Origin of the sequence: Amphibacillus sediminis NBRC 103570, assembly GCF_001552275.1 — a bacterium.
In the GTDB taxonomy this organism is placed as follows: Bacteria; Bacillota; Bacilli; order Bacillales; family Amphibacillaceae; genus Amphibacillus_B; species Amphibacillus_B sediminis.
The window spans coordinates 34,080-57,497 of record NZ_BCQW01000005.1 but is presented as its reverse complement, the minus strand read 5'-3'; the positions used below and the strand labels follow the sequence as shown (position 1 = coordinate 57,497).

Annotated in this window: 19 protein-coding genes and 1 riboswitch; of the genes, 18 read left to right on the top strand and 1 reads right to left on the bottom strand. The window is 38.5% G+C overall.

What is annotated here, in order from left to right:
* Positions 1 to 36: 36 nt before the first annotated feature.
* The 9 genes from ASE01S_RS05385 to ASE01S_RS05345 all read left to right on the top strand — a co-directional run bounded on the left by ASE01S_RS05385 (position 37) and on the right by ASE01S_RS05345 (position 9,724).
* On the top strand, positions 37 to 960 hold the full coding sequence (locus ASE01S_RS05385; protein WP_067839474.1) for a PLP-dependent cysteine synthase family protein: 924 nt from the start codon (positions 37 to 39) through the stop codon (positions 958 to 960).
* The gene (locus tag ASE01S_RS05380) at positions 961 to 2,103 is read left to right on the top strand and encodes a bifunctional cystathionine gamma-lyase/homocysteine desulfhydrase (protein ID WP_067839471.1); all 1,143 of its coding nucleotides are present in this window, start codon (positions 961 to 963) and stop codon (positions 2,101 to 2,103) included.
* A 446-nt stretch (positions 2,104 to 2,549) separates the two neighbouring features.
* Positions 2,550 to 3,587, top strand: coding sequence for an N-acetyl-gamma-glutamyl-phosphate reductase (gene argC / locus ASE01S_RS05375; protein WP_067839468.1), 1,038 nt, complete (start codon positions 2,550 to 2,552; stop codon positions 3,585 to 3,587).
* A gap of 14 nt (positions 3,588 to 3,601) precedes the next feature.
* On the top strand, positions 3,602 to 4,828 hold the full coding sequence (argJ, locus tag ASE01S_RS05370) for a bifunctional glutamate N-acetyltransferase/amino-acid acetyltransferase ArgJ (RefSeq protein ID WP_067839731.1): 1,227 nt from the start codon (positions 3,602 to 3,604) through the stop codon (positions 4,826 to 4,828).
* Between the two features lie 175 nt (positions 4,829 to 5,003).
* On the top strand, positions 5,004 to 5,792 hold the full coding sequence (gene argB / locus ASE01S_RS05365) for an acetylglutamate kinase (protein ID WP_067839466.1): 789 nt from the start codon (positions 5,004 to 5,006) through the stop codon (positions 5,790 to 5,792).
* Positions 5,785 to 6,972, top strand: a complete 1,188-nt coding sequence (locus ASE01S_RS05360; RefSeq protein ID WP_067839463.1) for an aspartate aminotransferase family protein — start codon at positions 5,785 to 5,787, stop codon at positions 6,970 to 6,972. The genes argB and ASE01S_RS05360 overlap by 8 nt, the downstream gene beginning before the upstream one ends.
* 72 nt (positions 6,973 to 7,044) lie before the next feature.
* A riboswitch (PreQ1 riboswitch) is annotated at positions 7,045 to 7,091 on the top strand.
* Positions 7,092 to 7,165: 74 nt separating this feature from the next.
* A complete protein-coding gene (gene queF / locus ASE01S_RS05355; protein ID WP_067839461.1) occupies positions 7,166 to 7,663 on the top strand; it encodes a preQ(1) synthase in 498 nt (165 codons plus the stop codon).
* Positions 7,664 to 7,706: 43 nt separating this feature from the next.
* Positions 7,707 to 8,345: a queuosine precursor transporter gene (locus tag ASE01S_RS05350; protein WP_067839458.1), complete on the top strand. Its 639-nt coding sequence runs from the start codon at positions 7,707 to 7,709 to the stop codon at positions 8,343 to 8,345.
* Positions 8,346 to 8,722: 377 nt separating this feature from the next.
* Entirely contained in the window at positions 8,723 to 9,724 is a 1,002-nt protein-coding gene (locus tag ASE01S_RS05345) for an acrylyl-CoA reductase family protein (protein ID WP_067839455.1), read from the top strand.
* Positions 9,725 to 10,021: 297 nt separating this feature from the next.
* Here ASE01S_RS05345 and ASE01S_RS05340 read toward each other — a convergent pair whose 3' ends face one another.
* A complete protein-coding gene (locus ASE01S_RS05340; protein WP_067839452.1) occupies positions 10,022 to 10,588 on the bottom strand; it encodes a histidine phosphatase family protein in 567 nt (188 codons plus the stop codon).
* A gap of 513 nt (positions 10,589 to 11,101) precedes the next feature.
* Between ASE01S_RS05340 and araD the strand changes: the two genes are divergently transcribed.
* The 9 genes from araD (at position 11,102) to ASE01S_RS05295 (ending at position 23,416) form a co-directional block, all read left to right on the top strand.
* Positions 11,102 to 11,788, top strand: a complete 687-nt coding sequence (gene araD / locus ASE01S_RS05335) for an L-ribulose-5-phosphate 4-epimerase (protein WP_067839450.1) — start codon at positions 11,102 to 11,104, stop codon at positions 11,786 to 11,788.
* 98 nt (positions 11,789 to 11,886) lie between these two features.
* Positions 11,887 to 13,374 (top strand): L-arabinose isomerase, encoded by a 1,488-nt coding sequence (gene araA / locus ASE01S_RS05330; RefSeq protein WP_067839447.1) that lies wholly within the window; start codon positions 11,887 to 11,889, stop codon positions 13,372 to 13,374.
* A 594-nt stretch (positions 13,375 to 13,968) separates the two neighbouring features.
* Entirely contained in the window at positions 13,969 to 15,033 is a 1,065-nt protein-coding gene (chvE, locus tag ASE01S_RS05325) for a multiple monosaccharide ABC transporter substrate-binding protein (protein WP_067839444.1), read from the top strand.
* A 63-nt stretch (positions 15,034 to 15,096) separates the two neighbouring features.
* Positions 15,097 to 16,635 (top strand): multiple monosaccharide ABC transporter ATP-binding protein, encoded by a 1,539-nt coding sequence (mmsA, locus tag ASE01S_RS05320; protein WP_067839441.1) that lies wholly within the window; start codon positions 15,097 to 15,099, stop codon positions 16,633 to 16,635.
* The gene (gene mmsB / locus ASE01S_RS05315) at positions 16,632 to 17,795 is read left to right on the top strand and encodes a multiple monosaccharide ABC transporter permease (protein ID WP_067839438.1); all 1,164 of its coding nucleotides are present in this window, start codon (positions 16,632 to 16,634) and stop codon (positions 17,793 to 17,795) included. The genes mmsA and mmsB overlap by 4 nt, the downstream gene beginning before the upstream one ends.
* An 843-nt stretch (positions 17,796 to 18,638) precedes the next feature.
* Positions 18,639 to 19,754, top strand: coding sequence for a GntR family transcriptional regulator (locus tag ASE01S_RS05310; protein ID WP_067839435.1), 1,116 nt, complete (start codon positions 18,639 to 18,641; stop codon positions 19,752 to 19,754).
* Positions 19,755 to 20,300: 546 nt separating this feature from the next.
* Positions 20,301 to 21,557, top strand: coding sequence for an extracellular solute-binding protein (locus ASE01S_RS05305; protein ID WP_067839432.1), 1,257 nt, complete (start codon positions 20,301 to 20,303; stop codon positions 21,555 to 21,557).
* An 88-nt stretch (positions 21,558 to 21,645) separates the two neighbouring features.
* Positions 21,646 to 22,521: a carbohydrate ABC transporter permease gene (locus tag ASE01S_RS05300; protein WP_067839429.1), complete on the top strand. Its 876-nt coding sequence runs from the start codon at positions 21,646 to 21,648 to the stop codon at positions 22,519 to 22,521.
* 52 nt (positions 22,522 to 22,573) lie between these two features.
* Positions 22,574 to 23,416 (top strand): carbohydrate ABC transporter permease, encoded by an 843-nt coding sequence (locus ASE01S_RS05295; RefSeq protein WP_245630325.1) that lies wholly within the window; start codon positions 22,574 to 22,576, stop codon positions 23,414 to 23,416.
* The last annotated feature ends 2 nt before the right edge of the window (positions 23,417 to 23,418 follow it).

Here is a 23,418-nt window from a genome sequence, read left to right as displayed (position 1 = left end):
GTAATGGCCAGAAGCATTTGAAAGTGAGTGAAAGTATTGCCATTATTTAAAAGCATTAATGAGACGATTGGAAATACACCATTGCTTGAATTAAAGAGCTTTTCACAAGTAAATGGTACTAAAATTTTTGCTAAATTGGAATATTTTAATCCAGGTGGCAGTATCAAAGACCGCCTTGGTCAAGCTATTGTAGAAGAAGCGATAGCAGAGGGTAAGCTTAACGTTGGTGGCACAATAATTGAGCCAACTGCAGGGAATACAGGTATTGGTATAGCTTTAGCTGCAATCAAATATGATCTGCGCGTTATTTTTTGTGTGCCAGAAAAATTTAGTATTGAAAAACAGGAGTTAATGAGAGCGCTTGGTGCTGAGATTGTGCATACTGAGTCGGCAGAAGGAATGCAAGGAGCTGTAAGGAAGGCAAAGGAACTTCAACAAAACTATCCCGGCAGCTATTTGCCCCAGCAATTTGAGAACCCTCTTAATCCAGAAGCATACTATCGAACACTTGCACCAGAGCTATGGGGCGAGTTACAAGGAGAAATTGATATCTTTGTAGCAGGAGCTGGAACTGGGGGGACATTTACTGGGACGGCTCGTTATTTAAAAGAACGGAATCACATGATAAGAACGGTCATTGTTGAACCTGAGGGATCGATTATCGGCGGTGGTGCTGCTGGTTCACATAAAACGGAGGGGATTGGTATGGAAATCCTACCACCCTATATGAATAGAGATCATTTTGACAGTATTTATACAGTTCCAGATCAACATTCGTTCAACTATGTGAGCTTGCTCACTAAAAAAGAAGGATTACTCGTTGGAAGTTCATCTGGTGCGGCAATGTATGCAGCTGTTAAAGAAGCGGAAAAAGCAAAACCCCACACACATATTGTCACGGTTTTTCCGGACAGTAGTGAGCGCTACTTAAGTAAGCAGATTTATCAAGGAGGAGTCTAGATGCGGAAAAAAACAAAAATGATTCATGCGGGTATTACTGGGGATAACCAAACAGGGGCAGTTTCTGTACCAATTTTTCAGGTTAGCACATATAAACAGCCAGAGGCAGGCAAACATACTGGTTACGAGTACTCTAGAACAGGAAACCCAACGAGACATGCACTTGAAACAACAATAGCAGAACTTGAAAATGGAACAGCAGGATTTGCTTTTGCTTCAGGTATGGCAGCAATCACAAGTGTGATGATGCTATTTGAGCCGGGTGATCATATCATTGTTACAGATGATGTATATGGTGGCTCTTACCGTTTAATGACTAGAGTACTAGAAAGGTTTAAGTTAAACTATAGCTTTGTCGATACCTCAGATCTTAAAGAGGTTAAGAAGGCGGCTCAACCCGAAACGAAAGCGGTTTTTATAGAGTCGCCAACAAACCCATTATTAAAAATTACGGATATTAATGCAGTAGCAGCGTTTACGCATTCGAAAAAGCTAAAATTGATTGTTGATAATACCTTTGCCACACCCTATTTTCAAAACCCCATTGATCTTGGAGCTGATATTGTCGTGCATAGTGCAACCAAGTACATTGGTGGACATAGTGATGTTGTAGCTGGTTTGGTGGTGGTTAACACAGAAGCATTGGCGGAAGAGCTACACTTCATTCAGAATTCTATTGGCTCAATTCTAGGCCCTCAAGATGCTTGGTTATTATTACGTGGCATTAAAACTTTGGGGATCAGAATGGAAGCAATTGAGTCCAATGCACAACATATTGCTAACTTTTTAATGAATCATCCAGACGTGGCTAAAGTCTTTTATCCAGGACTAGTACAACATACTGGGCATGAAGTGGCAGAAAAGCAGACAAGAGGCTTTGGTGGAATGATTTCCTTCGATGTTGGAAGTGAAGAAAAAGCAGATCAAGTAGTGGATCGAGTTAACTATTTTACCTTAGCTGAAAGCCTTGGTGCAGTGGAAAGTCTCATTTCGATCCCTGCAAAAATGACACATGCATCGATACCAAGATCACGCCGGTTAATGCTTGGTATAACAGATGGACTAGTACGTTTATCGGTTGGTATAGAGGATATTGACGATTTAATTGAAGATTTAGCTCAAGCATTAAAAAGTTATGAATAGCATGAATAAGCATGCAGGCACTAATTAGGACTATACATTAGTCATTTAGTAAAAAAGGTTAAAAAACTGAATCTGTGTAATAGACCCGAAACAAGCACGTAGACATTATAAATCTACGTGCTTGTTATTGCCTAAAATCAAAGCGTCACATACTATTTCAACATGTTTTACGGCTGCTCACCGATTTAAAGACATTTGCCTCAATTTATCAAAATGATCTTATTTTGATCTGCTTGTTCTAATAGAACAATAGTTGATTCAATTTAATAACCTATCCGTGTTGGCAAAACAAGAAAGATTAAAATAAATGAATTTACATTTATTATGTATAATTATTCAGCTCTAATTATTTTTTTAATAAAATAGTTGATATCTATTGTATAAAAATTCATTTTAAAGTATAATAATTAACCACAAACAAGATCGGATTGGAAGTGTTTAAAGAGATGAAAGTAGCAGTAGTAGGGGGAACGGGATATGGTGCTGTGGAACTTACCCGCTTTTTGCATCATCATCCCTATGTAAAGCTAGAGCAAGTCATTTCACATTCACAAGCCGGCGTTGCGTTGTCACAGGTGTATCCGCATCTAATTACGATTGTTGACCAACCGATGGATGAGCTTAAGTTAGATGAAATGATTGATAATGTTGATCTTATCTTTTTTGCAACACCAACTAGTGTTAGCAGCAAACTTGCACCAAGTTTCATTGAGCAGGGTATTATTTGTATCGATCTATCTGGCGATTTTCGCTTAAATAATCGTGAGCAATATCAAGATTGGTATGGTTATCAAGCTGCGGATCAATTGTATTTAGATCAGGCGGTTTACGGATTAAGTGAGATCTATCGTGAACAGATAAAGAAGGCACGCTTAATCGCCAACCCGGGTTGTTATCCGACAGCTACTTTACTAGGCTTAATTCCAGCACTTCAATCAAATAAAATCAAAGCAAGCTCAATTATCGTTGACGGAAAGACAGGAACATCAGGTGCTGGAAGGAGTACGTCATTAACGATGCATTACTCTGAAATGAATGAGAATGTAGTTGCCTACCAACTTGGACAACATAAGCATATTCCGGAAATGGAGCGTTACCTTTCAGAAACTGTAGACCAGCCGATTCAACTTAACTTCACACCACATATTGTCCCGATGACACGGGGGATTATGACAACCATCTATGCAGATCTAGCAAAAGAAATCAGTCAAGCTGAACTAATAGAACGATATCAAACGTTTTACCAAGATGATCCATTTATTAGAATTCGAAGTAACGGAACGATACCTGCAACGAAACACGTGTATGGCAGTAATTACTGTGACATAGCGCTACATATTGATCAAAGGACGGGTAAGTTAATTGTCGTTTCAGTTATTGATAATTTAGTTAAAGGAGCCGCAGGGCAAGCGATCCAAAATATGAATATTTTATTTAATTGGGATGAACAGACAGGCTTAAATCAGATTCCGCTTTATCCTTAAGGAGGTTAACCATGATGAAATTAGCAACATTGACAGATAAAATAACCCTAATCGAGCACGGCAATATAGCTTCTCCTAAAGGGTTTCAAGCTGGGGGCTTACACTGTGGGATTCGAAAGAAAAAATTAGACTTAGCTTGGCTATATTCAGAGTCACCTGCTTATGCGGCTGGTGTTTATACCACTAATAGCTTTCAGGCTGCTCCGCTAAAAGTCACGCAAGAAAGTATAGCAGTCGAAAATAAACTTCAAGCCTTAATTGTTAATTCAGGTATTGCCAATGCCTGCACGGGAGAGCAAGGTCTTGAAGATGCCTATGAAATGCGTCAGTTAATAGCTGAACGCTTTAATATCCCAGCTCATTATGCAGCCGTATCATCAACGGGTCTAATTGGAGAGCTATTACCAATGCCTGTGATCCGTGATGGAATTCATCAAATTGATCCGATGGTACAAACAAGTGATTCATTTGAAACAGCCATTTTAACTACGGATACCAAGGAAAAAGGACTTGCTGTAACGATTGAAATAGACGGTAAAAAAGTGACGTTAGCGGGAGCTGCCAAAGGCTCTGGTATGATTAATCCTAATATGGCAACTATGTTAAGTTTTGTGACAACAGATGCCTGTGTAGAACCCGATGCTTTAGAGGCTGCCTTGAAGCAAGTAACCGATGAGTCATTTAACATGATTACAGTGGACGGGGATACAAGTACAAATGATATGGTCCTTGTTTTAGCTAATGGCCAAGTTGAACATACCCCACTAGAGCCGAATCATCCACAATGGTCAGAATTTGTTCATGCACTTAAGTTTGTTTGTCAAACCTTGGCTAAGGAGATTGCGAGAGATGGTGAGGGGGCGACAAGGCTTATTGAGGTTCAAGTGGTTGGTGCCGAAACCGATGATCAAGCTCGCCAAATTGGTAAGTCGGTTATTGGTTCGAACTTAGTTAAAACAGCTATTCACGGTTCAGATGCGAATTGGGGTAGAATTATCACGGCAATAGGTTACAGTGGTGTGCCAATTTCTCCGAGTCAAGTGGACGTTAAACTTGGAGAGATTACCGTAGTGAAAGCTGCTGAGCCTGTTAGCTTCAGTGAAGCCGAAGCAAAGGCTTATCTCAGCCAAGACGATGTCACTATTGTTATCGCTGTAGGAGAGGGGTCAGGGCAAGCAATTGGCTGGGGCTGTGATCTTTCCTATGAGTATGTCAGAATAAATGCATCATATCGTACTTAAAAGATATTTCTAATGTACATGTTAATAAAGTATTAAAATTAAAGCAAAGAAGCCATTCGACGTAGTGGGAATCTTGAAGGGCGAAGTATAAGAAAAACTAACATATTCACTAAAAGACGAGCGAATATGAGATTTTCTAAGTTTTTTGAACACGAACTTAAAGGGGAGTTTGGATATGTCCTATATCGTTATAAAATGTGGTGGCAGTATTGTTGATGAATTACCTGATCAGTTTTTTAAAAGTATTCTCCAACTACAAAAAAACAAGCAAGTTAAACCGGTAATTGTTCATGGTGGAGGACCAATGATTTCTTCACAATTAGAGCAAATGAATGTATCCACTACATTTATTGATGGGTTACGTGTTACGACTAATGAAGTTTTAGATGTGGTTGAAATGGTACTAAGTGGTTCAGTGAATAAACAAATTGTCCGTAAGTTAATCGAACAAAATGCACAAGCTGTTGGAATGAGTGGCATTGATGGTCATTTAATTGAAGCGGCTCCAGTCGAACAGGCTAATCAGGTTGGTTATGTCGGCCAAGTCAAAAAGGTCAACATTGAGTTAATCCAAACGATAGCCGAACAAAATTATATTCCAGTTATCTCACCTATTGCAATCGGGTTAGATCAACAACGCTATAATATTAACGCAGATACGGCAGCAGCAGCGATTGCTGCCGAACTTAAAGCTCCACTTTGTTTTATTAGTGATATTCAGGGAATTTGCCATGGGGACAGTGTATTGTCAATGGTCAATCAAACGCAGATTACTCAACTCATCGAGCAGGAAGTCATTCATGGTGGCATGGTGCCAAAAGTTAAAGCAGCACTGACAGGCTTAGCTTCTGGTGTCCCGAAAGCTGTCATTGTAAATGGACATGAAAGTAATGGTCTGATTAAATTTATCGATGGTAAAGCAGTAGGAACACGAATCTGTTTAAAGGAGGTTTCACATGTCTAAGCAAATTGAGACTGAATTCGTTCAAGCCGTCATGCCTACCTATAATCGATTCCCTATTACTCTTGTCAAGGGGCAAGGCAGCAAAGTGTGGGATCAGCAGGGAACTGAATATCTCGATTTTACTTCTGGTATTGCAACATGTAATTTAGGACACCGACCACCAGCAGTCCAGCAAGCCATTATGGCACAGTTAGATTTATTGTGGCATTGTTCGAACTTTTATCATATCCCAAGTCAAGAGCAGCTTGCGCAGTGTCTTGTATCCCAGAGTTGCTTTGATCAAGTTTTCTTCGGCAATAGTGGGGCAGAAGCCAATGAAGCCGCAATTAAATTAGTACGTCGCTATGCACAGAAAGTGAAGCAAACGAATCAGATTGAAATCGTGACCTTCCAGCAATCTTTCCATGGACGTACACTGGCCACTTTATCCGCGACAGGACAGGAAAAACTAAAAGATGGCTTTGGACCACAGCTTCCTGGGTTTCGTTATTTAACATATAACAACCTTTCAGAATTAGATGATTTAGCGCAATTAAAACCAATTGCGGTTATGCTTGAGTTAGTTCAAGGTGAGGGTGGCGTGATTCCTGCAGATCAAAAATGGGTCGATAAGCTTGTTGCCATTTGTCATCAGCATGATATATTGATTATTGTTGATGAGGTCCAAACAGGTATGGGAAGAACAGGAAAGCTCTTTGCTTATCAGCAGTATAACTTTGAGCCGGATGTAATTACAGTAGCAAAAGGGCTAGGCTCAGGCTTTCCTATCGGTGCAGTTTTGGCAAAGGCCAATGTAGCTCAAGCTCTGTCGCCAGGTACACATGGGTCAACTTTTGGTGGGAACCCCATAGCTACAACAGCTGGTTTGGCAACATTAGAACAATTGACAGCGCCAAGCTTTTTCTCACAGCTACAAAAGCGTGTCACTTACTTTTGGACAGCATTAGATCAACTTAGTAAACAAAGTGACATTATAAAGATGATTCGTGGTCAAGGCTTTTTAATTGGGATTGAAATAGAAGGTCAAGTCATTGACTATGTAAATCGCGCTCGTGAACACTATCATTTCTTAATGCTACCGACAGGTCCAGATGTGATCCGTTTATTGCCACCATTAACCGCAAGTGAAGCTGAGCTGGATCATGCTATTGAGATATTAAGGCAACTATTTGTTTCATGATTAATTGTTGTTGACAAGCGTAAAAGATATCAGTATAATAGCTCGATAGTGGAATAGATTAATCCCAAATTATCGGGAGAGGTTCTTAGCTTAAACCCTCTATAAAAAACTAAGGGCATATGACGTTAACAAGCCATATCCTTAGCGGGTATGGTTTTTTGTTTGTAGCTAAACGGTTAAAGGAGGTTATAAGATGAGCGGTCGAGCTGATCATGAACTTAAGGATTTATCTTTGTTAGGAAATCAAGCAACACGTTACGCCTTTGATTACACCCCGGATGTGTTGGAGACGTTTGATAATAAACACGTTGATCGTGATTATTTTGTTAAATTTAATTGTCCCGAGTTTACAACACTTTGTCCTAAAACAAATCAGCCGGATTTTGGTACCGTCTATATTAGTTATATACCTGATCAAAAGATGGTTGAAAGTAAGTCACTAAAACTATACTTATTTAGTTTTCGGAACCATGGTGACTTTCATGAGGATAGTATGAACATCATCATGAATGATCTTATCGCCTTAATGCAGCCTCGCTATATTGAAGTTTGGGGTAAGTTTACACCACGTGGCGGCATTTCGATTGATCCTTACTGTAATTATGGCAAACCAGGTACAAAGTATGAACGAATGGCAGAGCATCGTATGCTCAACCACGATCTATATCCAGAAAAGATTGATAATCGCTAAAGAGGGAAAGCTTTGAAGTCTCCTAAAAAAGGAGAGAAGCAATATGTTAATTTATTTAAATGGTCTATTTGTTGGCTTGCTTGTTCTGTCTAATATTATTTCGGTAAAACTATTTAGTATCGGTGAGATTATTTTGCCTGCAGCAGCCATCGTTTATGTGTTTACCTATTTGATAACGGATGTCATTGGAGAAGTCTATGGTAGAGAAATCGCAGTTAAAACAGTTCGTGCAGGCTTCTTTACTCAAATACTTGCTTCATTGTTTATTTTAGCAGCTATATATTTACCATCTGCCAACGCTTTTGATTTACAGGCTGAATTTGCTCTAATTCTAGGCGGGAGCTTCCGCGTTATACTTGCTAGCTTAGCAGCGTATCTCGTTAGTCAGCATCTAGATGTTACTGTTTTTCACAAGTTGAAAGAAAAGCATGGACGTAAGAAGCTCTGGCTAAGAAATACAGCTTCTACTATGTTTAGTCAGTTAATTGATACGTCAATTTTTATTGTTGTGGCATTTTTAGGTGTCGTACCGAATCATGTTTTAATTGGTATGATTGTCACACAATATCTTTTTAAATTTTTAGTAGCAATAGTTGATACACCGTTTGTTTATTTGTTAGTTGGGATTGCTAGAAAAGAAAAACCAAGTAGCTTACCAGCAGATCAAACCAATATTGGCTAAGGGATAGCAAGTAGACAGTGGAAATAACGTAAAATAAATTAGACGGTCGTAGTCCTATATTCCATCGGACTATGGCCGTTTAATCTTTCTTGGAGGAGGATTTTAAAAGTAGATGTACCTTAGAAAGCTTCTCGGATGTTGTACTTATGTAAGTAGTATTTTTTACATTATTAGAGAAAATATAAATCAACAACTCTGTAGTTAAATTGTTGCACGATGAAAATATCAAATATTGTATTGTGTGTCAATATAATCCAGATAAAAAACTCCAATAGCATCAATGGTGTTCGAAAGTCCAGGCATTTGATTTCTCTTGACTGAGTATCACTCAATTAGATACACTACAGTCAAGGTATCATAATATAGAGGTGAGAAATTTGACACATACATTTAAAGCCTATCGTCTTACAAAGCGCAATGATCAAGTTAAAGGAGAAGTTCAGCAGTTATCAATTCATGACCTTCCTGAAGGTGAGGTGTTAATCCGTGTTCACTATTCTGGCATTAACTATAAAGATGCAATGGCGAATATGGAAAATACCCCTATTATAAAGGATTACCCAATTACACCAGGAATTGATTTGGCTGGAGAGGTTGTAGAATCGAGTGATGATCGCTTTACTGAAGGGGATCCAGTTATTGTAACGAGCTATGACCTAGGGGTGAGCCATGATGGGGGGTATAGTGAATATGCCAGAGTTAAGGCTGAATGGGTTATTCCATTACCAGAAGGACTTACTTTAAAGCAGGCAATGATCTTAGGAACAGCTGGTTTAACTGCTGCCTTATCAATTGATCAATTACAGCAACAACAAATTATGCCCGAATCAGGTAAACTACTTGTTACAGGTGCGTCAGGTGGAGTGGGTAGTATTGCGACGGCGATGTTAGCTAATTTAGGCTATCATGTTGAGGCAAGTACTGGAAAAGTAAAAGCCCATGATTGGTTGTATCAACTTGGAGCAAAGAAAGTAATTGATCGTACCGATGTTACAGGTGAAAAACTTCGTACCATTGATCGTCAAACGTGGGCGGGAGCTGTTGATCCTGTCGGTGGCTCAACATTAGCCTCAATCATTAGCAAGCTTAACTATAATGGAGCTGTGGCAGTCAGTGGCTTAACAGGTGGAGTTAAAGTTCCTACCTCAGTGCATCCCTTCATTTTAAGAGGGATTCATTTAATTGGAATTGATTCTGTTTATTGTCCGATGCAAGTGAGACAACATGTTTGGCAACGAATGGCTACAGATCTTAAATTAACGGTACAACAATTTGATACAATTGTAGCCAAGGAAGTATGCTTGGAGGACTTGGAGCATGCGCTACCGTTGTTATTAGAGACAAATGTTATAGGAAGAATAATTTTAAACTTAAGCTAACTCACATAAAAGATGTATTAACAGTGACACCAGAAGTGGCACGTGACATATAAGTCACGTGTCCATTTTCTCTAGTTTGATATTAATTTTAATCAGCAGAAGTCTCCCACTTCTATAAGTGGTGAGAGGAATGCCTATTTGTCCCCCAATCAGCGGGTACAAACCTCGGCTGAATAAAGTTAAAGTCTCCGACGGATTTTACATTTTTAACGAAGATTATCGAGCGAAACTTGACATAATCTGGGCGTAAATACGCCAAGGCGCATATGCTACAAATATTGCTCTGTTAATTTTCTACTAATCGAGCCAAAAGGTTGTTGATTGCCAATGTTTTGAGCTTGTTTTCTTCTTACTATTCCAACCGATTTTCTTGAGTTCATTTCCGACCAATCGATTAAAAAATCCATGTCCAACTAAAACGATACGGTCATGCTCCATTGCATATCTAACTAAGTATTTTGCTGCTTTTTCAGCCCTTATTTTGGCATCATTCAGTGATTCGCACCCTCGTGAATAACCGCTAAACCATAGACACCTTAAAATGATCGACCAACTGTTTGGATTTAATTTTAATCCCAATAATTTCTTTGTAGGCATCGGTAATTCAGTTTCACGGAAGATAGGATCTGATATAGCTGGTGCTTTAGGTTTTAACAGTCTCGCAGAGGTAACAGCTCTTTTCAAATCACTGGTCAAAATAAGATTTGCTTCATTTATTTTTTTGATTGTTTCCGTAGGATAGAATTTCTCTTCTAATACTCCATTGCTATCATATTTTTCTACCCAAATTTTAAACTCCTGGCAAGTTATCGACTTCTTTTCAATCCAGGTAGATTTCCCGTGTCTAATCAATGTAATTTCCATATGATGCCCCTACTTTCAATTTATTAATAAAATGAAACTTCGTTCAGTAGGGGTTACGACGCATAGGATGTGCTCGTCCAGACGTTGCCACGGCGTCGCAAACTTAGTCAACTTCCTCTCTCCCCCACAGAACCTTAGTTGAACCAATCGGGCCGTTATGGGCTGTTGGATCTCCTACTTAGACATGACGTGTTCCCTTATTTTTTGAAGCTGGAGTCTTACAAAAGCCCTTCGATGGGACGAGTAATCGCAGCCCCAGCCAGTTACACTGCGATAAATAATTTTTATCTTGGAACACGAACTGATAACTGAGCGTAACAGGTTTGAACGATGATACGCCCATAGCTTATATTCTAAGGTAGTTTTCTTTGATTTACGAGCATATATTGAAAAGGATCATGAAAATAAATTCACAAATAAATACTTTAGTATTGATTGTACGTACGAATTGTATTATTATAAGGGTATATAAATATACATCCGTACAAGAAAAAAGAAAGGTGCTGTCCATTTATGTTAGACGGATTAAAAAAACAAGTGCTTGAGGCAAACTTAGCGCTGCCAAGGTATGGGTTGGTAACCTTTACTTGGGGAAATGTAAGCGGTTTCGACAAGGGGTCGGAATTAGTTGTCATTAAGCCAAGTGGTGTTCCCTATGATGAATTGACGGTTGACGATTTAGTAGTAGTTGATTTAAAAGGGCAAATTGTTGAAGGAACAAAGAAGCCTTCATCTGATACGCCTACTCACATTGTTCTCTATCAGCATTTCCCTGACATCGGTGGAGTTGTACATACACATTCACCGTGGGCGACAAGCTGGGCTCAAGCGGGTAAAGATCTGCCACCGCTCGGCACGACACATGGAGATTATTTTTATGGGGCAATTCCTTGTACGCGTAAGATGACGGAAGAGGAAATTTCGGGTGACTATGAAAAAGAAACTGGACACGTCATTGTCGAAACATTTCGATCGCTAGACCCGAATGCTGTACCTGGTGTTTTAGTCAACAGTCATGCGCCCTTTAACTGGGGAAAAGACCCGAACGAGGCTGTCCATAATGCGGTTGTACTAGAAGAAGTAGCGAAAATGGCAATCCAAACTTACCAAGTCAACCCTAATGTAAGTGATATGCAACAAGCGTTACTGGATAAGCATTATTTAAGAAAGCATGGGAAGAACGCTTATTACGGTCAGTAAAGTCCCTTTCCCTATCCCTATAACCTGACCACGTAGTGAATCAAGTTAACTGTTAATTCATCAAGATTATCTCAAAAATTCAACTTGGAGGAATGAAAATGTTAAAAGTAAAACCTTATAAATTTTGGTTTGTAACAGGTAGTCAACCATTGTATGGACAAGAAACATTATTGGAGGTTGAGGACAACTCAAGGAAAGTCGTCGATGGACTAAATGGCTCAGGTTTATTACCATTTCCTATTGAATTTAAACAAGTGGTGACAACCTCAGAAAATATTCATAAGCTTGCAACTGAGGCTAATGCAACAGAGGATTGCGCTGGTGTTATAACATGGATGCATACGTTTTCTCCAGCTAAATCGTGGATTAGTGGCTTAAAAGCTTTACAAACGCCTTTATTGCATTTCCATACACAATACAACCGCGACATTCCGTGGGATACGATCGATATGGATTTTATGAATACCAATCAAGCTGCTCATGGTGACCGTGAGTATGGTTTTATTGGAACACGCCTTGGTTTGGGGCGGAAAGTTATTGTAGGACATTGGAAGGATGAGAATGTTGTCAATAAGTTAGCTGCTTGGATGAGAACCGCAATAAGTGTAAAAGAAGGAACTAATATTCGTGTTGCACGTTTTGGTGACAACATGCGCCATGTTGCTGTAACCGATGGCGATAAAGTAGAAGCACAAATCAAATTTGGCTGGACAGTAGACTATTATGGTATTGGAGATCTTGTTGAAGAAATCAACCAAGTTAAGGATGAAGATTTGAATAAGCTGTATCAAGAGTATGAGTCATTATATCAATTACCACCAGAAGCGAGCCAACCTGGCGCAATTCGTGATGCGATTTTGTACCAAGGTAAAATAGAATTAGCCTTAAAATCATTCCTACAAAAAGGAAATTATAACGCCTTTACGACTAATTTCGAGGATTTACATGGTATGAAGCAGCTTCCAGGCTTAGCTGCCCAACGCTTAATGGCCCAAGGCTATGGTTTTGCGGGTGAGGGTGACTGGCGCACAGCTGCATTGACAAGATTAATGAAGATTATTTCTGACAATAAAGAAACATCATTTATGGAGGATTACACCTACCATTTAGAGCCAGGAAATGAAATGATTTTGGGCTCACATATGCTAGAAGTCTGCCCGACAGTATCAGCTACTAAGCCAAGAATAGTTGTGAATCCTCTAGGAATAGGTGGTAAAGAAGATCCAGCGCGACTGGTATTTGACGGAAAAGCAGGAGCTGCCATTAATGCTTCATTAATAGAGCTTGGCGGTCGTTACCGTTTAGTCATTAATGAAGTGCAGGCCGAACAACCTCAAATTGAAACGCCTAAGCTACCAGTTGCTAAAGTACTTTGGAAGCCAGAGCCTTCTCTTAGTGAAGCAACCGAAGCATGGATCTATGCTGGAGGCGCTCACCATACCGTTTTCTCATTTGTAGTTACAACTGAACAATTGGTTGATTTTGCAGAGATGGTTGATATTGAATGCGTCGTGATTGATAAGGACTTGAGCGTACGCCAATTTAAAAATGAACTTAAATGGAATGAAGCCATTTTTCGAAAATAATTGACTTGAGAAAGGATGGGGACAATGGTCCCTATCCTTTATTTATTATATACCTCGTTTTATCGCAGTGTAACTGTCTGGGGCGCCCCATCGAAGGGCTTTTGCAAGCCTCCCACTACAAGAAATGAGTGAACACGTCATCTCTAAGTGTGAGATCCAACAGCCAGTAACGGCCTGATTGGTTCAACTAACGTTCAGTGAGGGGAGAGAGGAAACTGACTAAGTTCGCGACGTCGTGTTGCAATGTCTGCACGAGCGCATCCTATGCGTCGAAACCCCCACTGAACGAAGTTTCGATTTATTTAAGCTTGGCGATAATTAGCTGTTAAATGATCCCATCGTTCTTCAAATAAAGCAGAAGACTAAAGTGACATGTAAAAGATTGAACAAACACTTAAAACAGGCTGTTAATTCGTAATCGTAAAACTCAAAGACCTCTCCTATCTGCCCTAATAATGTAAAAAGACCTTTCTTCTACCTAAAATCTTTCTTTCAAGTTATAAATCATTTATGCAAAAAAACTTCATATATATTTAATGTACGTACAAATAATTATAATGTGAGCGATTACAATCATTGAAAGGGTGATATTAAGTGAGGAAATATCTGTTGATCATTTTTTTAGTTATACTATTTGTCACTGGCTGCAGTACCAACACTTCAAATGATGATTCCTACATAGTAGGAATAGCTATGCCAACACAATCATCTGAAAGATGGGTTGACGATGGTAATAATATGGTAGAAATGTTTGAAGAGCTTGGCTATGAAACAGATTTACAGTATGCCGAAGATGTAGTTGAAAATCAATTATCGCAAATTGAGAACATGATCACAAGAGGGGTCGACCTATTGATTATTGCTTCAATTGATGGCGAAGCCTTGTCTGATGTACTAGACCAAGCTGAACGGTTAGATATCCCAGTAATAGCATATGATCGATTAATTATGAATAGTGAACACGTAAGCTATTACGCTACTTTTGATAATTTTGGTGTTGGAGAATTACAAGGAAAGTACATTGAGGAACAATTGGGATTAGCTGATGGAAAAGGTCCATTTAATATCGAACTATTCGCAGGTTCTCCTGATGATAATAATGCCTACTTCTTCTGGGATGGAGCGATGTCAATTTTACAACCCTACATTGACAATGAACAACTCGTAGTTAGAAGTGGCCAAACAGAATTTAGTCAGGGTGCTACATTGAGGTGGAGTGGCTCAGAAGCTCAGGAAAGAATGGATAACTTACTAAGTGCTCATTATTCCGATGTGGATATAGATGCTGTTTATTCCCCGTTTGATGGGATTAGCTTAGGTGTTATCTCATCTCTTAAAGCGGTAGGCTATGGAACGGACAATAAGCCTTTACCAATCATTACAGGTCAAGATGCTGAACGATCTTCAGTAAGATCAATTATTTCAGGAGAACAAACACAAACGATTTTTAAGGACACACGCTTACTAGCAGAGCGAGCGGTTAATATGGCAGAGGCGTTATTAAAAGGAGAAGAGCCTGAGGTGAATGATACAGAGACCTATGATAACAATGCTAAGGTTGTGCCAGCCTATCTGATTGAGCCCGCTTCTGTTGATATTAATAACTATCAAGAAGTACTGATTGAATCAGGCTATTATGATGAATCTGAATTAAATTAATTTTTTCTAGCATAGAGGTAAGTGATGCTTTCATTTACCTCTTCTAAAAAAGAGGTGTGAAGATTGACAAATACCATACTACAAATGAGAGGTATTATTAAAGAATTTCCCGGTGTAAGAGCCTTGAATAATGTAGAGTTTAATGTTGAAAAAGGTGAGATTCATGCCTTAGTAGGAGAGAACGGTGCTGGTAAATCAACCCTTATGAAAGTTCTAAGCGGTGTGCATCCTTTTGGTAGCTATCAAGGAGAAATTGTTTTCGAAGATCATGTCTGTCAATTTAAAAATATAAATGAAAGTGAAGCTGAGGGGATTGTCATCATTCACCAAGAGCTAGCACTTATTCCTGATTTATCAGTGGCTGAGAACGTTTTTCTAGGTAACGAACGGGTAAAGCGTGGCATTATTGATTGGCATGAAACGACAACAGAGACCAATAAATTACTTGCTCAAGTTGGTATGCGTGCGAAAAGCTCAGACCTCGTTCGCCATATTGGGGTTGGACAGCAGCAATTAGTAGAAATCGCAAAAGCTTTATCAAAAAAAGTTAAGTTACTCATATTAGATGAGCCGACAGCCGCATTAAATGAAGCAGAAAGTGAAAATTTATTAAATTTGTTATTAGAGTTTAAGAAACAAGGGCTTACTTCGATCCTGATTTCACATAAATTAAAGGAAGTGATGAAGGTGGCTGACCATGTTACGGTATTGCGGGATGGTCAAACCATTGAAACGATATCGGCAAAGGACGGAGAAATCACCGAGGATCGTATTATAAAAGGTATGGTCGGACGCGATTTAGTTAATTTATATCCAAAGCGAAATACTAAAATCAGTGATGTGATGTTTGAAATTGAGAATTGGACAGTTGAACATCCACAGGTGCCTGATAAGAAAGTCGCCGATAATGTTACCCTAAAGGTTAGACGTGGTGAGGTTGTCGGAATTGCTGGATTAATGGGCGCTGGCCGAACAGAATTAGCAATGAGTATTTTTGGTCGGATGTATGGTAAGTATGTCTCAGGTACTGTGAAAAAAGAAGGCAAGGAAATCATCATAAAAAGCGTTGATGATGCAATCAAACATGGCTTAGCATATGTATCTGAGGATCGAAAAGAGTATGGTTTAATCCTCCAAGATAATATCAAAAGAAACATCAGTTTATCAAGCCTTAAAAAATTATTAAAAAAAATAACAATTGATGAGCCAAAAGAAATCCATGTCGTAGAAGAAATTAAAGCAAAACTAAATATAAAAGCACCACATATCAATCAGGACGTAGTCAATTTAAGTGGTGGCAACCAACAGAAAGTTGTATTAGGAAAATGGATTTTCACTGATCCGGATATGTTGATTCTGGATGAGCCTACTAGAGGTATTGACATAGGAGCCAAAAATGAAATTTATAAGATCATGAATGAGCTTGCTGAAAAAGGGAAGTGCATCCTCGTTATTTCATCAGAGCTACCAGAATTGTTAGGCACGTGTGATCGAATTTACACATTGTCAAATGGCTGTATAACTGGAGAATTTCCAACTAATCAAGCGACACAGGAAAAATTAATGACTTATATGACGTATAACAAGGGGGAAGAGAAATGAAAGAATTAAAAAACATCATTAGCCAAAATGTTAGAAAATTTGGTATGATTATAGCTTTGTTTGGTATCCTAGTCATCTTCCAACTCTTGACTGCAGGGACACTATTAACTCCATTAAATGTAACGAATATCATTATGCAAAATAGTTACATTATTATATTAGCCATTGGTATGGTCATGGTTATCATTACAGGAGAAATAGATTTATCAGTTGGATCTGTAGCAGCTTTTGTTGGTGCGATTGCCGGTATATTAATGATTAGAATGGAGCTACCCGTTGTATTATCTGTAATAATCTGCCTAGCAATCGGTGCACTGATTGGAGCTTGGCAAGGGTTTTGGGTTGCATTTGTTAAGGTTCCTGCTTTTATCGTGACATTAGCAGGTATGTTGCTCTTTAGAGGATTAACAATGGTCGCATTAGGCGGAAGGACACTTGCTCCCTTTCCAGAAGGCTTTAGAATGATGAGCTCAAGCTTTATCAATGATTGGTTCTCAGGATCCACTTTTCACATTTTAACGCTCATATTCGGAATCATAGCAACTATTATCTATGTTATTCAAGAAATAAGGGGAAGAAAGGATTTAATCAAGTATAACCAAGAACAAAGCTCACAAGGGTTATTTATCTTAAAAGTTATCATTCTCTCATTGCTTATCCTAGCTTTTACACAAAGGTTAGCCGTATATGCTGGAATACCTTATATTTTAATTATTTTGCTTGCCTTAATCATAGGGTATACCTTTTATGCAAATAAGACAATTGGCGGTCGACATATCTATGCAGTTGGGGGCAACGAGCGAGCAGCACAATTGTCAGGAGTCAAAACAAAAAAAGTTAAATTTTGGGTTTATGTTAATATGGGTATACTAGCTGCTTTAGCCGGTTTGATTTTTGCTGGCCGATTAAATGCAGCTACTCCACAGGCAGGGAATTTATTTGAACTTGATGCAATAGCGGCTGCTGTTATAGGTGGAGCATCGCTAACTGGTGGGATCGGAACTGTAGTTGGAGCGGTTATAGGCGCTCTAATTATGGGTGTATTAAATAATGGGATGTCGTTATTAGGTGTAGGAATTGATTGGCAACAAGCAATTAAAGGCTTAGTTCTATTGGGTGCTGTAGCCTTTGACATTTTAAATAAAAAGAAATCTTCTTAGCTTTTTTTAGCCTTTATCTCTTTCTTGGAGGGGTAAAGGCTCTGTTTCCTTTATTGCAGTGTAACGGGCTGGGGCTGTGATTACTCGCCCCATCGAAGGGCTTTTGTAAGACTCCCACTTCAAGAAATAAGAGAATACGTCAAGTCTAAGTGGGAGATCCAACAGCCAGTAACGGCCCGATTGCTTCAACTAACGTTCAGTGGAGGAGAGAGGAAGCTGACGCGACGTCGTGTCGCAACGTCTGCACGAGCATATCTTATGCGTCGAACCCCCCACTGAACGAAGTTTCACTTTATTGGTGATCGAACCTCTTTATCTACCAGTAGTGATAAGATAGACCCTAATGTTGGACCGGACCTACTAATCTATCAAACTTAAATCACCGTTTACCCTCTCAAAAAGTCCCATTATCTTTTTAAATAAATCATTTGATACTGGATAAAAAAGTTATGGTAAATACAATTGTAACTAAGTAAAAATATCATTTGTGCATAATTTCACATTTTGTATCGTAGTATAGGACACAAAGTGACGTCATCTGATACTAATCAAAGCTAATTTTAACGATTAAGTACTTTTTGAGTGGTAAGATGAATGGCTATTTTTCTTCCATACCATAGAGGTTTAGACGAACGCTGAGTCAAGTTTGGATACCATAGATTTTCTGCGGAAGTTTAAGCTGATAAAATTTGGGCGCAATACGCTAAGGCGCATTTGATTTACATGCTTAAATTAAGGATTTACGAGAAATTAAAAACAATAAGTGTAAAAGAGGACAATAAGTGATATGATGGTAGTTATATAAATGATTAATAAGTTAAAGGAATCGGTGAGGTGTAACTTATGCAGACAAAATACAGCATTGTTAAACAGGCGATCAAGTCTAAGATTCTTGATGGGACATTCCAACCCCATCAGAAAATTAGTTCGGAAAGTGAATTGATGAAGCAGTTTAATGTGAGTCGACACACTGTGAGATTAGCTATAGGTGAACTCGTTAACCAAGGATGGCTTTATCGAGAGCAAGGCGCCGGTACGTTCTGTGCGGATCGGTCTAAATTAGATACAGGCCAATCGATTAATAATCAAAAAAGTATAGCTATCATTACGACCTATATATCAGACTATATCTTTCCTTCCATTATTCGTGGGGCTGAATCCTATTTAAGTCAAAATGGCTATCATGTCAGCTTATTTAGTACTAATAACGACCATGAAAATGAACGACGATTTTTAGAAAAGATCTTGACCCAACACTTCGATGGTGTCATTGTGGAACCAACAAAAAGTGCTACTAGTAATCCTAATATAAATTATTACTTAAACCTGGAACGACAAAATATACCCTATATCATGATTAATGCTTATTATGATGAGCTAGAACCACTTAGTATAACCTTAAATGATGAGCAAGGTGGATTACTCCAGACAGAGCATTTAATTGAATTAGGTCACAAGAATATCGCTGGCTTTTTTAAAAATGACGACGGTCAAGGGTCAAAACGTATGAAAGGTTATTTAAAGGCGCATCGGAAACATGGCTTATCAATAAATCCGAATAACATCATTACGTATCGGACGGAGGATAAGTATCATAAGCCATCAGAAGAATTAGAAAAACTACTTGCGTTAACAGATGCAGAGCGCCCTACAGGAATTGTCTGCTATAACGATGAATTAGCTATTGCGCTATTAGATGTATTGCGCCGCAAAAAACTCCGTGTTCCGGAAGACATTTCAATTGTAGGCTACGATGATTCTTTTTTAACAGAAGTTTCAGAGGTTAAAATAACGAGCATTAAGCATCCGCAAAGTGAGATGGGCAAAGTAGCAGCAGAAACAATTTTAGATATTGTTAAAGTTTCAAATGCTAATCCTAGAAAAACAAAAGAAGTAACTGAGTCAATTGTATTTGAACCAGAGCTAGTTGTGCGAAATTCGACAGCACCACTTAATTAAGTAATAAATGGTGTAAAGATTACTCAAAAGTCTCTTTCATAAGTGACGCACTGTTTTGTTTACTAGTGACAGGGGTTATGCTTACTTCCAGATATAGCAGTTAGTTTCGCTTTATACGCACAATTGGTCAGTTTTGGCATCATAATGACCTTAGTTTAGATTTTAGTAGATAAATAGTGCTGAAAGTTGTCCGATCGAGTTTATATTAAAGATAGATGTTAGTCTATCTTTAATATAAAGCAACTTAAAATAACCGTTAAATCAAGGGAAATAATAGTATTTGATTAAGAACGAATGAGTAGCCATTATCGACTGCGTTCTTTTTCAAATAATTTTTCTATGTATTTTTTGGCTATTCCTTCAAAAAACACTTGAACTTACATACAAATATAGATATAATCAAAGCGTAAACATATACGTATATTTTTTGTTCACCCTATTGCAAATTAACCTCTCAGTATGCACTCTAATGAAAACGCATTCATCTATTAGGATGAACAAAAATGCGAGTGAGTCAAATTAAATCACGAAATTGGAGGAATAAATATGAAAAAGCGAGTTGGTATTTTCCTTGGGAGTTTAGTGGTACTTTTTCTTCTAGCAGGGTGCGGTGATGATGAAAATGTTATTCAATTTTGGACACCTTTAACTGGTGAAGACGGGGCTTATATGGATCAGCTTGTTAGTGATTACAATGATACCGACCCTGAGTTTCCTGTAAACCATGTTATTACATCAGATATGTATACTCAGATTTATACTGTACTAAATTCCGGCAGTGGTATTCCTGATCTGACACTTATCCATGCCGATCGTGTACCAAGCTTTGTCAAGAATAATTTATTAGTATCAATGGATACCGTTATGGAAACACAGCCAGAACTTAAAGCAGATAACTATATTGCAGAAGCGTGGAATGCAGGTATCGTTGATGACGTGCAATATACGATTCCGTTAGATATTCACGGTAGTGCGATGTATTACAATAAGGATTTATTAGAGAAGTATGGTGTGACACATTGGTTAGATGATGATGTGGTAACTTTCGATGAAATGTTAGAGTTAGAAGGAAAGTTGGATGAAGGACAATATGTATTAAATGATGCCTTAATCGGCTGGGTGGCATTAGCACAGTTGCAAAACTTTGGTGGAGACATTGAAGGAGCAAATGGTGAACCGACTGTTAATACACCTGAAATGAGACAGGTCATTGAGGCTTTAAGAGAATTAAATGAAGCCGGACTAATGACACCATATGGTGAAGACGGTTATTTAATGTTCCAATCTGGTGATGTTATTTTCTCAACGGATGGAACATGGAGCTCAACTGCTCACGCGGAGGTCGAGTCATTAAATTTTGGTGTGACTAATATTTATTCACCTTCTGCAGACGTATTTCATAATCGATCTTCAGCTCACTTATTCTCAATGTTAAAAAGTGAAGAGAGAACAGATGAAAAAGAACAAGGTATCGCTGATTTTCTTGAGTTCATACGGCAAAATTCAATTGAATGGGCAAAGGCTGGTCAAATCGTAGCAAGTCGAGACATTATTGAAAGTCCAGATTACGACCAATTTATACAATCTTTCTTTACTAGAGATGAGAAACAAGAAGCTTCACTTTATATTTACACATACGAACATTATCCGTATGTAGCTGAAGCCGTTGACAATTATATTCCAGATGTGGTCCATGGTGAAATCGAGATCGATGATGCTCTTAATGAAATGCAACGTTTTGTTGATGATCGAGTTGCAGAGGGAGATACTGAACTCGAAGAGGCAGCCGAGGCTGTGGAATAAATATTAACATACCTGAACGTTGAACCTTACAGCTAGTCACTGATGATTAGTTACAACATAAGAAAAAGTAAGGGAGGATTCGGCTTTTATGAATAGAACGAAATATACACAATGGTTCTTTATTGGACCCCATATGCTTCTTTTCTTAGTTTTTATTCTCGTTCCATCGATTTATGGGGTGTATGCATCGTTTACTAGATGGAACTTAGTATCATCACCTCAATGGGTGGGGTTAGATAATTATAAAACGATCTTATTTAACCAAGATTCTTCCTTCTATCATGAGTTTTTTAATGGGTTGAAGAATACTTTGATATTTGTTGGAATAAGTGTTCCCTTGATGGTTATTATTCCTTTATTAATTGCGGTAGCCATCGAGCATAAAGATGTAAAATTCAAGAACTTTTTTCAGTCAATCGTCTATATACCCGGCTTAATTTCAATATCTGCAGCAGCTTTAATCTGGTCGTTAATCTTTAACACCCAGCTGGGTATTGTCAGTAATTTATTTGGCTCAGAGTTTGCGTGGTCGGCTACACAACCGTATGCATGGATTATTATATTTGTCATTACGGTATGGGGGGGCACGGGCGGTAATATGATTATTTATCGTGCTTCGATTAGTAATGTATCAAAAGACCTCTATGAATCTGCTGAAATTGATGGGGCTGGTCCAATTCAGAAATTCTTTCATATTACGCTGCCATCCATTCGGTTTCCGTTAATCTATACAGTGGTTATGACTACTGCGGGGGCATTTAATGTGTTTGGTCAACCTTTGATGATGACTGATGGAGGTCCAAGAGAAAGTACAACAGTTTTAATGATGTATATCAGAAATTTAGCTTTTAGTCACGGCGAATCGATAGCTGGGATAGCCTCTGCTATGGCCGTACTTCTAGGGATGATCATTCTTGTCATCTCAGCTTGTCAATATTATGTGATGAATCGAAATGCAGCTTAGACAGCCTGATGTGAATCGTAACGATCAAAAAAGAGTAAAGGTGGGGAAAACATTGAAGACAGCCAAGGTATCAAAATATTTGGCGTATCTCTTTCTTATTACAGTGAGTGCTATTTGGATTATCCCGATGATATTTGGGATAGCTACCTCGTTTCGTTCTCAGGCTGAAGTCGTTAACGTTGGTTTTAGGTTATTACCAGTTAATTGGATAGTCGATAATTACATGGCTATTTTAGATAATACCTCAACGGCACCAATTCTTAGATGGATTTGGAATTCAATCTTTATCGCGACAACACATACTTTACTCGTTATTGTTGTTATTTCTATTACTGGGTATGGCTATTCACGGATGAACTTTAAAGGTAGAGATGTGCTGTTCTTTACTTTGTTAGGTATCTCCTTCTTCCCAAATGTTGTTAATATTATCCCTTCTTATCGAATTATCGATATTTTAGGCTGGGTTAATACACCTTGGGCAATGATTGTACCTGGATTAGCAGGAATGGGTAATATTTTTCTCGTTCGACAGTTTATGAAGGGGATTCCAATCGAGCTAGACGAATCTGCTCGGGTTGATGGTGCAAGCAACTTTAGGATCTATTTCAGTGTCATCTTACCTCTAATTAAACCTGTATTAATCGTAGCTGGATTATTTTCATTCATTGGTTCTTGGAATGATTTTCTTTGGCCAGTTATTGTCTATACCGATGTTCAGAAAATGCCGGTAACGGCGGGCCTACTACTGTTACAAGATATTTATGGCAATTATCGCTTGATCGGACAATTAATGGGCTCCGCTATTTTGGCAATTATTCCGACCATGCTATTATTCCTCTTCGCCCAAAAATATTTTGTATCGGCTATTAATCTTAATTCAGGTATAAAAGGCTAATA